The following is a 14,754-nucleotide window of genomic DNA, read 5'->3' as shown; positions in this document are numbered from 1 at the left end:
GCCGTGCTGACATTCAGGCGCACCACAGACAGGCCTATTGCCGTCAGGATTGGGCTGGCGGTCGCCGCACTGGTGTTCCTGATGCTGGCGGTATCGCTAGTGAACCTCTACGGCCTGCGAGGTATGGTTCGCTCGGTGGATTCCGCCAGCCATTCCGCAGAAATTCTGGCCTCGGTCAACGGGGCCACAGAGCGGGTGGAAAACTTCATCGCCACCCGCGACCAGGAAAGCCTGTCCCAGGCCGAAGACATGGTGGCGACGGCTATCGCCGGCCTCAGCGCCATTGCGGTGGCAGAGGCACAATCGCTCAAGGGCGGCCTGGACAGGCTCGCCGCGGCGATCGTCGCCTTGCGAGCGGCGACCCTGACCATGGATGGCGAAACGGAGAACATGACAGCCCACCACGGCCGGATGCGAGAGGCAACGATCCTCGTCGAACAGGGCATCGCCGATGGGCTAAAGGGGCTTGAGTCCCGCACCTCTGAGCACGAGGCGCGGGTGAGTAACATTGAAAGCGCCCATCGCATCCTGGATATCCTACGCAACGGTGAGCGGATCATCACCGCCCATGTGGCCAAGATGCTGGTGACCGGTGGCGGGGTGGCCGCGACCTCGGCGCGCAACGCCTGTGCGGCACTCCCGCCCGTGGTCGAGCAATTGCGCGAGGTGATGGGGACGCCGCAGGAGAGAGAGATCCTGGACCAGTTGGCGACAGAGGTCGTTGCTACCTGCGTGACGGTAGAGCACCTTGGCGAGGCGCCCAGGTTGCGGGGAGGCGAGGCTTTACGGCATCTCGCCGCCGTCGAGGATGTGGTCGAGCGCCTCGAGGCAATATTGAGCGAGGTGGATGGGCACGTTGCTCGTGACGCAAGCGACATTCAGGCCGCCACCGGTTTGCTGCGCAATGCAGCCGCGTTGTCCAAGCGTTTCGCCGAGCGTGTAGCCACCCTGGAGGCGCAGACGTTATCGTTTCGCCTGTCACCGTCGGCCGAGGTCGCCAGCTCTGTCGGCCAGATCCTTGACGAGCTCTCCCGTCTCTCGCGCGTTCTCCCTTCCTCCGTGGGGCTGCAAACCAAGGCTACGCCCCTGACGGTCAGCGATCAGATTGCCGGCTACCGGGCGGCATTCGCCAGGTTCCATCAGGCGAGCAACTCGTTGAGCGGCGCACGCGACCAGGTTCGCGACGAGGCACGCAGCGCTGGCCTGTTGGTTGCGCGCTTCGCTGGAGAGGCGCGCTCCGACGCCTTGGTCCACAATGATCGCGGCATGCTTGCGACGATAGTTGCGGGTACCGTCGCCATCCTGCTAGCCGGCGCCATCGCCTGGAGCACGTCGCGATTTATCGCGCAGCCCATCGTGGCCTTGGCTTCGGTCATGCGCCGGCTTGCGGCCGGCGACCTGAACGCCGAGATCGCCAGCGCCGGACGCGGCGACGAGATTGGAATCATGACCCGCGCCGTACGGGTGTTCCAGGAGAATGCCCTGCGCATCCGGGTGCTGGAAGCTGAGGCCGAAGCCGAACGACAGCAAGTCCAGGCCTCTTTGGAGAGAATGGTCGCCGAACGGACCGACACGCTGCATCAACAGACCGAGGTGCTGGAGGCGCAGGCTATCGAACTCATTCAGGCGCGCAACCAGGCCGAGACGGCCAACCAGGCAAAGAGCGATTTCGTTGCCACCGTCAGCCACGAACTGCGCACCCCCCTGACCCTCATTCTCGCCCCTTTGGAGCAGCTCTCGGCGGCGACCACACCGCCGGCGGACTGGCGTGTGCAAGTCGACCGCGCCCAACGCAACGCGCTGCGCTTGATGAACCGGGTGAATGACATTCTCGATTTCTCCAAGGCCGAAGCAGGCAAGTTTGAGCTGTGTCCGGCACCAATCGACTTGAGCAAGATGGTTGGCGTGCTGGCCGAGGATGCCGCGATGGTGGCCGAGGGCAAAGGCTGCACCTTAACCAGCAGCATCGATCCTGCGCTCGGCACGGTGTTCCTGGACCCCCGACACTTCGAGAAGATTCTTCTCAACCTGGTGAGCAATGCCATCAAGTTCACGCCTGCTGGCGGCACCGTGCACCTGGCGGTGAAGCCGATTGATGGCGAGCGATTTGAACTCGCGGTGCAAGACTCGGGGATCGGCATTGCGCCTGACAAACTGCCGTTGCTGTTCCAGCGCTTTTCCCAGATCGACAATTCCGCCACGCGCCACTACAGCGGCACCGGCATCGGTCTGGCGCTGGTCAAGGATCTGGCCGAATTGATGGGGGGCGAAGTCGGCGTCAACAGCGAGCCCGGAAAGGGTTCGTGCTTCTTTGTTCGACTTCCGCTGGGGACTGAGCAAAACAGCGTGCCGCCCGAAGCCAGCACTATGTACGAGCGATCGTCACCGAGCGCAACAAGCACTATTGAGCAGCGCCACCTGCGTTTCGACGACGGCCGCCAAGGCAGCCGCAACGACCAAGTCTCGACGCAAGGCGCGGACGAGGAGCAGCACCCGGAACACGCCTCGCGACCCAAAGTGCTAGTGGTCGACGACAGTCCGGAAATGCTCAGCTACCTAAGCGAACTTTTGCAAAACGATTACATCGTCGCCACCGCCGTTGATGGCGAGCAGGCTTGGGCACTCCTGCAGCGTCGACCCATCGACGTCGTCGTTTCGGATGTAATGATGCCGAAGCTCGACGGCTTTGGCCTGACAGCCAGAATCAAAGCCAGCGCCGGTTTTGCCCATTTGCCCGTGATCCTGGTGACCGCCCGCGGCGGTAGCGAGGCCTGCGTCTCCGGGCTGGAGAGTGGGGCCGATGACTATATCGCCAAACCCTTCTCGCCGCTGGAGCTCAAGGCTCGCGTACGCGCGGCGCTACGCATGAGCCAAGTGCAAACCGAACTGCATGCAAAATCCCGTCAGGCGGGCATGGCCGAAATCGCCACTACTGTGCTGCACAACGTCGGCAACGTCCTCAACAGCGTGAATGTATCGGCAGAACTGGTCACCAGCCAGATGCGCACCTCCAGAGCCCAGGGCCTGGGCAAGGTGGCTCAACTGATGAACGAGCACGTGCATGACCTGAGCGATTTTCTCACCAGAGACCATAAAGGAAAAATGCTGCCCGACTACCTGCTCGAGTTGGCGAAAGTGGTGACGGCAGAGCAACAGAGCATCATCGAAGAACTCGGGCAACTCACCAAGGGCATTGACCATATCAAAACCATTGTTGCCGCCCAGCAGTCCTATGCCGTTGCCGTCAGTATCATCGAGACAGTGCCGGTCCCAGAGTTAATCGATGATGCCTTGCGCATGAGTGCCGGATCACTGGCGCGCCAGGAGGTGATGGTGGTCAAGGAAATCGCCGACTTGCCCCTGCTGTCGCTGGATCGGCACCGGGTATTGCTGATTCTGGTGAACCTGATCAGCAATGCCAGGCAGGCGTTGGACGGCGTGATCGATCGCAGCCCATGCATCACGTTCGGCGCCTCTCTCGCGCAAGGGCCAGTATTGCGTATCACGGTGGCCGACAACGGCAATGGGATTGCACCAGAGCACCTGGCGCGGCTCTTTTCCCATGGCTTCACTACGCGCAAAGACGGTCACGGTTTCGGCCTGCATAGCTGTGCGCTGGCCGCGCAGGAAATGGGGGGCAGTTTGACCGTGCACAGCGATGGGGCCGGACAGGGCGCAACCTTCATCCTCGATGTTCCCCTTGATGGTCCGCAGATTCAGCGATGAACACCAGATGTCAGGAAATCATTTGGAAGTGAGTCCCAGTAGACCCAATGCAGCAGGGCAGTTGCGCTGATGGCCGCCCCTGACATGCAAACGGTTACCCAGTCAAATCCTCAGATTTGTGACTTAATTACAGTTCAGTCACAAGTTGTCAACCGCCTTTGAGGTGAGTAAGCTGACTGCATGAACCAGCCAATATCCCCCAGCGTCCGTGGCCCAGTCGACCATGACATCCGAGACCAAATCGTCGCGGCGGCCAATGAACATTTCAGTCAATACGGTTACGGCAAGACCACGGTGTCCGACCTGGCCAAGGCCATCGGGTTTTCCAAGGCTTACATCTACAAATTTTTTGATTCCAAGCAGGCAATTGGCGAAGCCATCTGCAAAAATTGTCTGGCGCAAATCGTTGCCGCCGTGGAGCAGGCCATCAAGGTGGAAGGCCTCTCAGCCACGGAGCGCTTCAGGCGCATGGTAAAAACGCTGATGGTCACGGGCACCGATCTGTTCTTCAACGACCGCAAGCTTTACGACATCGCCGCGTTCTCGGCCTCGGAGCGTTGGCCAAGCTCGCAGGTTTATAATGCCCAGATCAAAGACTTTGTTTTGCAAATCGTACGAGAGGGGCGAGAACTCGGCGAGTTCGAGCGCAGGACGCCACTGGACGAGACGGTAGACGCGATACATCTGGCGCTCCAGCCTTTCGTCAATCCTTTGCTGTTGCAATACAACCTCGATCGCATCGAGGATGCCCCGACGCTCACCTCCAATCTCATCCTGCGTAGCCTCATGCCCTGAGTTTGGGCTGAGGACTGCATTGCCATTGGAACCTATCGCCGCGTGGTTCCCTGGGATTTCACCCTCAGAGTAAGGTATTCATCTGCCTGAATCGTGACTATTAGCGCGAATGGTCACTTGAATGAGTAGACACTCATGCGTCCAGCTTGCAGCGCACGGATTCCGGCAGCGACAACGGGCTGGGGCTGCATCATCACCCACGTCACCTGGTTACATCATCGACTTGCCACAGGTTCGGCGTGAGAAGGCTGCCAGCCACCGCCCAGTGCCCTGAACGCTGCGACCGCCGCCCGTGCCGATTCGGTTCGCGCTTGCGCTCGAGCATCAGAAGCCTGCAGCCGTGTTTCGTCGGCTTGCAGGACGTCGATGAGGCTAGCGCTGCCTTTCTCATAGGCAATGAATGAGGATTGACGAGCCTGAGTCAGCGCCGTCTCTGCTGCGGTGAGGGTGGTTGCCTGGGCTTCGCGGTTGACCAGTGCAGAGAATGCGTTCTCGACATCTTCGCTGGCACGCAACGCGGACTGGCGATAAGCGGCCAGGGCCTCGGCTTCCTGTCCTTTGGCTTGATCGATCTGTGCGTTGATACGGCCAAAGTCGAAGAGTCTCCAGCGCAGTCCCAATACACCCGCCGACTGGCTGGCGCCGCCGGTGAAAAGGTTGCCGGCGGATACGGCGGTGGCGCTGCCGAGCAGCGCGCTGAGGGAGAATTTTGGATAGTACTCAGCAACGGCCTCTGCGATGCGTGCATTGGCGGCCGCTAGACGGCGCTCGGCCACGATGAGATCGGGCCGGCGGCGAAGCAGATCGGCAGGCGTTCCCATGGCGGTTATCTGGGGTGCCAGAGGAATGCTCCGCGCATTGGCCAGCTGTGTGCGATGCGTGCCGGGCGGCGTGCCAAGCATGATGTCCAGTGCGTTCATGGCAGCATCCAGGCCGATTTGCAGGACCGGCACTGTTGCCTGGACCTGTGCCAAGGCGCCTTCGGTCTGGCGAACCTGATAACTGGCGGCGAGGCCCTTGCTGTAGAGCAGTTGGACCTTCTCCAGCAGTTCCTGCTGCGTTTTGACCTGTTGCTTCGCAATGTCCAGGCGGGCCTGCAAACCGCGGACAGTGATGTAGATGTCGGCGGTCTGCGCAGCGACGGCCAGGCGGGTGGCCGCGACGCCCGCTTCGGATGCCTGGTACTCGGCCAGGGCAGCCTCGCGCCCCCGTCGCAGGCTGCCAAACAAATCGACCTCCCAACTGGCCCCGAGGTTGAGTTCGTAAGCGCTTCCATACCGATCATAGCCAGGCGTTGAATTCAGCACCTGGCCGAGTGGGGTTTCGACTGACTGATAGGCGCGCGCGGCCTGGCCGCTGATATTGCCCGAGGGCAGCAACGCGGCATTGGCCGCACCCAGGCCGGCCCGCGCCTGCGCGACGCGCGCCGAGGCCTGCGCCAGGTCCAGGTTCTGCTCAAGTGCCTTGGCGACGAATTCGCTCAGCGCTGGGTCATCAAAGCCTTCCCACCAAGCGACGAGACTGGCTGGCATCGTCGCGGGCCGCTGTTCGACAGAGGGCTGACCGAGGAAGCGGTCCGAAAGCGCAGTGTCCGGACGGTGATAGTCCGGACCAACCGCGCAGCCTGCCATCAAGCTGGCACTCAGTATCAGGGCAGCGGGGCGCAGTGGCGACATGGAGATTCCTGAAGTGGAGATTGATGTGTGACCATATTATATATTGGTCACTTTCTGTCAATGAGCTCCTCATTGATGGGTGCTATCCTTGGAGGCTCAGGTCGCAATAGGTGCTGAGAGAACTGCAATACAGACTTTGGCCGCAATAGTTGTGACCATTGACAGTATTAGTCACACGCCAGAGAATGTGACACCTGTTTCTATTCTTCAAGTAGGGAATCTATGCGCCGGCTTCGTCCTGTCACCCTTGCCGCTTGCTTGTTGCCTCTCGTCCTGACGGCGTGTGGTGACTCTTCCTCCACCAAAGATCCGCGCACGCTTGCCCCTTTGGTGAGGGTCTCTGAAGTTCAGGATTCGTCCGGCCTCTGGCGTTCATTCACTGGCGTCGTGGCGGCTCGGGTCCAGAGTGACCTGGGTTTCCGAGTGGCGGGCAAGGTACTTGAGCGTCTGGTTGATACCGGTCAGACCGTTAAGCGTGGTCAGCCGCTCATGCGTCTGGACCCCATCGACTTGGGGTTGCAAGCACGAGCGCAGCAAGAAGCTGTCGCTGCCGCCAAAGCCCGGGCCAAACAGACCGCAGATGACGAGGCTCGTTATCGTGATCTGGTGGCCGCAGGCGCCATTTCCGCATCGGGTTACGATCAGATCAAAGCCGCCGCCGATACCGCGAAGGCGCAACTCAGCGCCGCGCAAGCTCAGGCTGACGTGGCCCGGAATGCGTCGGGTTATGCCGTACTGCTGGCGGACGCCGATGGCGTTGTCATGGAGACGCTCGCCGAACCCGGGCAGGTGGTCAGCCCTGGGCAGCCGGTGGTTCGACTGGCGCGGGCCGGTCAGCGCGAAGCCGTCGTGCAATTGCCAGAAACCTTGCGTCCGGCCGCAGGGTCCACCGCGCAGGCGACGCTTTATGGCAACACCTCGGCTGCTGTCACTGCCAAGCTGAGGCTGCTCTCGGATTCGGCTGACCGTGTAACGCGCACCTTTGAGGCGCGGTATGTATTGGCGGGCGGGCTGGCCAATGCGCCGCTGGGTTCGACCGTCACCCTTCGGATCGCCGAAGACGCCGCGCAAGGGCCGGTCCTGCAAGTTCCGATCGCTGCCCTCTATGACCCGGGCAAGGGAACCGGTGTGTGGGTCATTGCCGGCGAACCGGCGAAAGTCAGCTGGCGGCCTGTTCAGGTCCTGGGCTTGAGCGACGACGCTGCCCGAGTTGCAGGTGGGCTCAAGGTTGGCGAGCGCATTGTCGCGCTGGGCGCGCATCTATTGCGCGATGGCGAGGAAGTGCGGCTGAGCCCACAGGGTGACGTGAAGGTTGCCGGGGCCCCTCAATGAGCCTCAATTTATCGGCACTCGCCGTTCGCGAGCGCTCCATTACCGTGTTTCTGATTTTCCTGATTGCCGTCGCGGGTACCTTGGCGTTCTTCCAGTTGGGGCGTGCCGAGGACCCGCCGTTTACGGTCAAGCAGTTGACCGTCATCACTGCATGGCCGGGCGCGACTGCCCAGGAGATGCAGGACCAGGTCGCCGAGCCGCTGGAAAAGCGCCTGCAAGAGCTGAAATGGTATGACCGCACGGAAACCTACACCCGTCCAGGTCTGGCTTTCACCATGGTGTCGCTGGTCGACCGCACGCCGCCCTCGCAAGTGCAGGAGGAGTTCTATCAAGCGCGCAAAAAACTCGATGATGAGGCCACCCGGCTGCCGGCGGGCGTCATCGGGCCGATGGTCAATGACGAGTATTCGGACGTTACCTTCGCGCTGTTCGCCCTGAAGGCCAAAGGCGAGCCGCAGCGACTGCTGGTGCGTGATGCCGAAGTGTTGCGCCAACGCCTGTTGCACGTGGCGGGCGTGAAGAAGGTCAACATCATCGGTGAGCAGCCCGAGCGAATCTTTGTGTCCTTCTCCCATGATCGCTTGGCCACCCTGGGCGTCTCGCCCCAGGACATCTTTGCTGCGCTAAACGGCCAGAATCTGCTCACGCCTGCTGGCTCTATCGAAACCAACGGGCCGCAGGTCGTCCTGCGGGTGGATGGTGCCTTCGATAAGTTGGCGAAAATTCGCGATACACCGCTTGCGATCCAGGGGCGCACGCTGAAGCTCTCGGACGTCGCGACCGTCGAGCGCGGCTATGAAGATCCGGCTACTTTCCTGGTGCGCAATAACGGCGAAGAGGCCCTGCTGCTGGGGGTCATAATGCGCGAGGGCTGGAACGGCCTGGACCTGGGCAAGGCACTGGACGCCGAGACGACCAGGATCAATGAAGGCATGCCACTGGGCATGACGCTGACCAAGGTCACCGATCAAGCCGTGAACATTGACTCGGCCGTCGGTGAGTTCATGGTCAAATTTTTTGTCGCGCTGCTGGTTGTCATGCTCGTTTGCTTTCTCAGCATGGGCTGGCGTGTAGGCGTTGTGGTCGCAGCCGCCGTACCGTTGACGCTGGCGATAGTGTTTGTGGTGATGGCGGCCACCGGCAAGAACTTCGACCGGATCACCCTGGGTTCGCTGATCCTGGCGCTCGGGTTGTTGGTGGACGACGCGATCATCGCGATCGAGATGATGGTGGTCAAAATGGAGGAGGGCTACGACCGGATCAAAGCCTCCGCCTATGCCTGGAGCCACACCGCCGCGCCGATGCTGTCCGGTACGCTGGTGACGGCGATCGGCTTCATGCCCAACGGCTTTGCGCAATCGACCGCCGGTGAATACACCAGCAACATGTTCTGGATCGTCGGCATCGCCCTGATTGCCTCCTGGGTGGTGGCGGTGGCCTTCACGCCATACCTGGGGGTGAAGCTATTGCCGGACATCAAGCCGGTCGAGGGCGGTCACGCGGCCATCTACAACACGCCTCATTACAACCGCTTCCGCCGGATTCTGACTCGTGTCATCGCGCGCAAATGGTGGGTGGCCGGCACCGTGGTCGCTACATTTGTCGTGGCGATTCTCGGCATGGGCCTGGTCAAGAAGCAATTCTTCCCGACCTCAGACCGTCCCGAGGTGATGGTCGAGGTGCAGATGCCCTATGGAACCTCCATCGAGCAGACCAGCGCCGCCACTGCCAAGGTCGAGGCCTGGTTGCAAAAGCAGGATGAGGCGAAAATCGTCACCGCCTATATCGGTCAAGGTGCGCCGCGCTTCTACCTGGCGATGGCGCCGGAGCTCCCTGATCCGTCCTTCGCCAAGATTGTGGTGCTGACCGACAGCCAGGAAGCCCGTGAAACCCTCAAGTTCCGTCTTCGCGAAGCCGTCGCCGAAGGGCTCGCCCCGCAGGCGCGGGTGCGGGTGACTCAACTGGTGTTTGGTCCGTATTCGCCATTCCCCGTGGCCTACCGGGTCATGGGCCCCGACCCGTCAACGTTGCGCGAGATCGCCGGCCGGGTACAAGACGTCATGCAAGCGAGCCCGATGATGCGGACCGTCAATACCGACTGGGGGCCACTGACGCCGACGCTGCATTTCAGTCTGGATCAAGATCGTTTGCAGGCGGTGGGCCTGACCTCTAATTCCGTCGCCCAGCAGTTGCAGTTCCTGCTCACGGGGGTGCCGATTACGGCGGTTCGCGAGGACATCCGTTCGGTGCAGGTGGTCGGCCGCGCTGCGGGCGATATTCGACTCGATCCCGCCAAGATAGAAGGCTTTACCCTGGTGGGCGCGGCGGGGCAGCGTATTCCGCTGTCCCAGGTCGGCGAAGTTGATGTGCGCATGGAGGACCCGATCCTGCGGCGGCGTGATCGCACGCCGACCATTACCGTGCGCGGCGACATTGCCGAAGACTTGCAACCGCCAGACGTATCGAGCGCGATCATCAAGCAATTGCAGCCGATCATCGACAGCCTTCCTGACGGGTACCGGATCGAGCAGGCCGGGGCCATCGAGGAGTCGGGCAAGGCCGGCAAGGCGATCGTGCCGCTGCTGCCGATCATGGTTGCCCTGACGCTGCTGATCATCATCGTGCAGGTGCGTTCGATCTCGGCGATGATGATGGTGTTCTTCACCGCGCCGCTGGGGTTGATTGGCGTGGTGCCGACCTTGCTGATCTTCCAGCAGCCGTTTGGTATCAACGCCCTGGTCGGCCTGATCGCGCTCTCGGGTATTTTGATGCGCAATACGCTGATTTTGATTGGGCAAATCCACCACAACGCGCAAGAAGGGCTGGATCCGTTTCACGCGGTGATCGAGGCCACCGTGCAACGGGCCCGGCCGGTGCTGCTGACGGCGCTGGCGGCCATCCTGGCATTCATCCCCCTGACACATTCCGTCTTCTGGGGGACGCTGGCCTACACGCTGATCGGAGGGACCTTCGTCGGCACCATCATGACGCTGGTGTTTCTGCCGGCGATGTATTCCATCTGGTTCAAGATCCATCCTGACAAACAGGTCCAAACTGAAACAGCGGGGCTGGCGTAAGTCAGCAAGTGCATGCTGCTGTCAGTGGATGTCGACTGAGAAATGAAGAGGTTTTTATGATGACTGCCGAAGGTCAAAAACGAATCGTCGTCACAGGCATGGGCATTGTCAGCCCTCTGGGCTGCGCAGTGGAAGAAGTCTGGCAGAGGTTGCTGGCAGGACGTTCCGGTATCCGTAATCTGTCTGGCGATATCACCGAAGGTACCGGCGTTGCGGTGGGCGGCCAGGTGCCGTCTCTGCAAGAAGATGCCGTTGCAGGGTATGACCCCGAGCGCTTCATCTCGGCCAAGGATCGCAAGAAGATGGATCGCTTCATCGAGTTCGCCCTGGTCGCTGCCGATGAAGCCCTGGCCCAGGCCGACTGGCATCCGACACAAGCCTCAGACCAGGAACGCACGGCGACGATCATTTCATCGGGCGTCGGTGGCTTTGGCGCAATTGCCGACGCTGTACGCACCACCGATGCGCGTGGGCCGCGCCGCTTGTCGCCCTTCACCGCGCCGGCCTTTCTCGCCAACATGGCGGCCGGACACGTTTCCATCCGGCATGCTCTCAAGGGGCCTCTGGGCGCGCCTGTAACGGCTTGTGCCGCCGGGGTGCAAGCCATCGGCGATGCGGCCAGGCTCATCAGAAGCGGTGAGGCGGATATCGCTATATGTGGCGGTACCGAAGCGGCGATAGACCGTGTGACCCTGGGCTGTTTTGCCGCCGCCCGCGCGCTGTCCACGGGCTTTGCCGAGCACCCTCAGGAGGCCTCGCGTCCCTTTGATCGCGACCGTGACGGTTTCGTCATGGCCGAAGGGGCCGGGCTGCTGGTGATCGAGTCGCTGGAGCATGCCCTGGCCCGTGGTGCCAAGCCCCTGGCCGAACTGGTTGGCTATGGCACCAGCGCCGATGCCTATCACCTGACCGCAGGCCCGGAAGACGGCAGCGGCGCACGGCGCGCCATGCAGCAGGCTCTGCGCCAGGCGGGGGTCAGCCCTGCGGACGTGCAGCATATCAATGCCCACGCGACCTCCACGCAGGTGGGCGACAACGGCGAGTTGGCAGCGATTCGCTCGGTATTCGGGGCTGACTCCAGCGTGGCTATCACCTCGACCAAGTCCGCCACCGGGCACCTGCTGGGGGCGGCGGGGGGCATTGAAGCGATCTTCACAGTGCTGGCTCTGCGTGATCAGGTCGTGCCGCCCACGCTGAACCTGCTTCATCCCGACGAGGCCGCAGAGGGGCTCGATCTGGTCGCCCTGAATGCCCGGAAGATGCCGATCACCCATGCGCTCTCAAATGGCTTCGGGTTCGGCGGCGTTAACGCCAGTGTTCTGTTTCGACGTTGGGATGCTAAATAGAGACGGCGACCTCATACCGGTTGCGTCACCTTCCGATGCACCCACCGTGCTTCGCTTTGCAGCTCCAGGACTTGCCAATGGAAGCGCTCAAGCGACGCATTGTGTCCGACGCTGATCAGGATCGTGTCCGGCAGCGTCTCTTTGAGCAGTTGATAGCAGCGCGCCTCGTTGGTTGAATCCAGTGCCGAACTGCTCTCGTCGAGGAACAGCACCGTCGGGCGGGCCAGCAGGGCCCGGACGAACGCACAGCGTTGCTGTTCGCCGACGCTGAGGGTCTGCGCCCAGTCTCGCTCCTGCTCCAACAGATCGCTCAGGTGTTGCAGGCCGACTTGTTCCATGGCCTCGCGCAGCGCGGCATCTTCTTCGCGACGGGGTGGGTTGGGGTACCACAGCGCTTCACGCAGACTGCCCAGCGGCAGATAGGGTTTCTGCGCAAGCGTCAGGGCTCGCTCACGGTCATAACAGCTTGCGCCGCGAGCGTGATGCCAAAGTCCGGTAATGGTGCGGATCAGCGTCGATTTGCCGTAGCCGGACGGCGCGCGGATCATCAGGCTGTCACCGGGCTTGAGTGACAGGTTGAAGCCTTTGAACAACGGCCGGCCGTTCGGCAGCCAGATGTCCAGGTCCTTGATGTCGAGACCGTCGGCCTGTTGTTCGAGCCTGACCTGGGACTTGATTTCAACGTTATCCAGGCGCTCCTGGAAGCCGATCAAGCGGTCGATCACCGACTTCCATTCCGACAGCTCCGGGAACACACTCACCAGGTAGGCGATGGCGGCGTGCACTTCGCCGAAGGCCGCGCTTATCTGTGTCAGGCGGCCGAGGGGGAAGGCGCCGGCAAAGAACTGTGGCGCCATGATAAACATCGGGATGACCGTAGCGCTGCGCAGGTAGAAGGTCGAGTAGCCCATGATCAGCTTCTGTTTTTTCACCAGCGCCCAGAAGTTCTCCAGCGCCGCCTCCAGGCGGTGGTTGAAGCGTTCGTTCTCCACCGCTTCACCGCGGTATTGCGCTACCGAGTCAGCGTTCTCCCGCAGGCGGATGAGCGAGAAACGAAAATCCGCTTCACGTCGCTGCTGCATGAAATTGAGGCTGGGCAGCGCACGTCCCAGCCAGAAGGCCAAACCGGTGCCCAAGAGCGCGTACACCAGGGCGACCCACACCAGCAGTCCCGGAATGACGATGGACTGGTCGTTGAACGGCACACTGACCAGGCTTGAGGCTTGCCAGAGGATATGCAGGAAGGAAAACAGCGACACCACCGACGTCAACAGGCCCAGGCTCAACTTGAGCGACTTGACGATAAACAGGTCGATGTCCTCGGCGATCCGCTGATCGGGGTTGTCGACCTCGGTCTCGGTCAGCTTCAGTTTCTGGTAGCGCTGGCTGCCCAGCCATTGATCAAGCATGTTGCGGGTCGCCCAGCGCCTCCAGCGGATGGTCAGCTTCTGCTGGAAGTGGAACGCGCCCACGGTGAAGGCGGCCGTGCCGATCTGCAGCAGGATGAACTGCAGGCTGCCCACCAGGAAGCCGTGGTAATCCAGGGCCTGCAAGGCATTGTAGAAATGCAGGTTCCAGAAGTTGGTGAGGATGTTGACCCCGACCAGGCACAGGGTCATCAGCACAGTGGCCAACAGCAGCAACAGGGCCGGGTACTTTTCCTCGGATGCCCAGAAAGGCCGCGCGAGACGCCAGAAATTGCGGAGTGTGTGCATGTGGTCTTGATGAGCCTGGTCGCTAACGACGTTGAGTTTGCAGGGGAGGGAGGATAGGATCAGCCAATGCTAATCGTTTGCATTAATTAGGGAAAGCCACGGGAGCCCCGTTATCGAATTTCCAGAATGGCTTAACCAGGCCTGGCCGCCGATACAGCGGGTCATTCGGCACGAACCTGGTGATCAGCCGGCCATCGCGTTGAGCCAGCTTGCCGACCCTGCCGTACTGCAACCCTTGCTGACCCGGTTTGCCTTGCGTTACCCGGGGGTGAACCGCGCCGCCGTGGTTTCGCAGTGGTCGATGAACTACATGAGTATCGTCCTGCCGGCCACCCTGGCCTGTGTGCTGACGCGTCGCTGCGCCATCGAGTTCTGGGGCGAGGATGCATTGCTGTTGCACGACGACGGCCAACCGGCGGCGCTGGGCCTGGCCACCGGACTGTCAGCCTTGGACGCGGATGGCCGTGCGGTGTATTGGTCGCGGTTGATCCACGAGCACCTGGCGCCGCTGTTCAGCACATTGGCCGCCGCCGGTGGGCTGGCCCCGAAAATATTGTGGGGTAACTTCGTCGCCATCTGGGACGGTGCCTTCGCCAGGCTGGACCCCGACCTGTCCCGGGACGGCTTCGCCGAGGCGCACCAGTGGCTGGAACAGGTCACGGTGAACAACGGACGCTTGAAGTTGCGTGGCCTGCAACGCATGGTCGAATCACCGGCGCCGAAGATTTGCCCGTGCTTGCCGTTGCGCCGGCATTGCTGCCTGCATTACCAACTGCACGATTCGGTCGAAGGCCAACCGCTGGTGCTCTGCGAATCCTGCCCCAAGCTGCACCGCCTGCCGCTGGCGGAGCAGGTGAGCTATCTGCATTACATCTATGAGTAGAGGGGAGCGCGTCGTTTTCTTTTGGGTTGGACTGGACTGGATTGGGTGCATATCCGTTGCTGCGGTAACGGCGGCTTAGGGTTCTGCCCTGACGGCGGGTCACTTTCGAAAATCCGGAAGCCGGCCCAGGCGAAAGTAACCAAAGCGCTTTTGCCCCACCACTTGGCACCTCGCCTAGGCTCGGTGTGCCCTCACTCCGGCATT

At 61.7% G+C, this 14,754-nt stretch carries 8 protein-coding genes and 2 pseudogenes; 8 read left to right on the top strand and 2 right to left on the bottom strand.

The genetic code is table 11. The features are described from left to right. Nucleotides 1–81: 81 nt before the first annotated feature. The 4 genes and pseudogenes from MA884_RS28010 to MA884_RS11615 form a co-directional block, all read left to right on the top strand. Nucleotides 82–2,319 (top strand): annotated as a pseudogene (locus MA884_RS28010) (ATP-binding protein); the annotation flags it as partial. A gap of 48 nt (nt 2,320–2,367) precedes the next feature. Beyond that, nucleotides 2,368–2,865 (top strand): annotated as a pseudogene (locus tag MA884_RS28005) (response regulator transcription factor); the annotation flags it as partial. After that, entirely contained in the window at nt 2,866–3,726 is an 861-nt protein-coding gene (locus tag MA884_RS28000) for a sensor histidine kinase (RefSeq protein ID WP_371134771.1), read from the top strand. Between the two features lie 180 nt (nt 3,727–3,906). Then, on the top strand, nt 3,907–4,521 hold the full coding sequence (locus MA884_RS11615; RefSeq protein WP_256230664.1) for a TetR/AcrR family transcriptional regulator: 615 nt from the start codon (nt 3,907–3,909) through the stop codon (nt 4,519–4,521). A gap of 215 nt (nt 4,522–4,736) precedes the next feature. Here the strand turns inward: MA884_RS11615 and MA884_RS11610 are convergent, their stop codons facing one another. After that, nucleotides 4,737–6,197, bottom strand: coding sequence for an efflux transporter outer membrane subunit (locus MA884_RS11610; RefSeq protein WP_256230663.1), 1,461 nt, complete (start codon nt 6,195–6,197; stop codon nt 4,737–4,739). A 222-nt stretch (nt 6,198–6,419) separates the two neighbouring features. Between MA884_RS11610 and MA884_RS11605 the strand changes: the two genes are divergently transcribed. The 3 genes from MA884_RS11605 to fabF are packed head-to-tail and all read left to right on the top strand — an operon-like array spanning nt 6,420 to nt 11,952. Continuing rightward, a complete protein-coding gene (locus MA884_RS11605) occupies nt 6,420–7,529 on the top strand; it encodes an efflux RND transporter periplasmic adaptor subunit (protein ID WP_256230661.1) in 1,110 nt (369 codons plus the stop codon). Next, complete coding sequence (locus tag MA884_RS11600) at nt 7,526–10,606, top strand: efflux RND transporter permease subunit (RefSeq protein WP_256230660.1); 3,081 nt, start codon at nt 7,526–7,528, stop codon at nt 10,604–10,606. Before MA884_RS11605 ends, MA884_RS11600 begins: the two co-directional genes overlap by 4 nt. 56 nt (nt 10,607–10,662) lie before the next feature. Continuing rightward, a complete protein-coding gene (gene fabF, locus MA884_RS11595) occupies nt 10,663–11,952 on the top strand; it encodes a beta-ketoacyl-ACP synthase II (RefSeq protein WP_256230658.1) in 1,290 nt (429 codons plus the stop codon). Between the two features lie 11 nt (nt 11,953–11,963). On the opposite strand, the gene MA884_RS11590 is transcribed toward fabF, so the two are convergent. Continuing rightward, nucleotides 11,964–13,667 (bottom strand): ABC transporter ATP-binding protein/permease, encoded by a 1,704-nt coding sequence (locus MA884_RS11590; protein WP_256230657.1) that lies wholly within the window; start codon nt 13,665–13,667, stop codon nt 11,964–11,966. A gap of 199 nt (nt 13,668–13,866) precedes the next feature. Here MA884_RS11590 and fhuF point away from each other — a divergent pair, with 199 nt between their 5' ends. Then, nucleotides 13,867–14,550, top strand: coding sequence for a siderophore-iron reductase FhuF (gene fhuF / locus MA884_RS11585; protein ID WP_256230656.1), 684 nt, complete (start codon nt 13,867–13,869; stop codon nt 14,548–14,550). Nucleotides 14,551–14,754 lie beyond the last annotated feature (204 nt).

Origin of the sequence: Pseudomonas sp. Q11, assembly GCF_024494355.1 — a bacterium.
Lineage (GTDB): Bacteria > Pseudomonadota > Gammaproteobacteria > Pseudomonadales > Pseudomonadaceae > Aquipseudomonas > Aquipseudomonas hefeiensis.
This window is presented reverse-complemented; position numbering and strand designations above follow the sequence as displayed.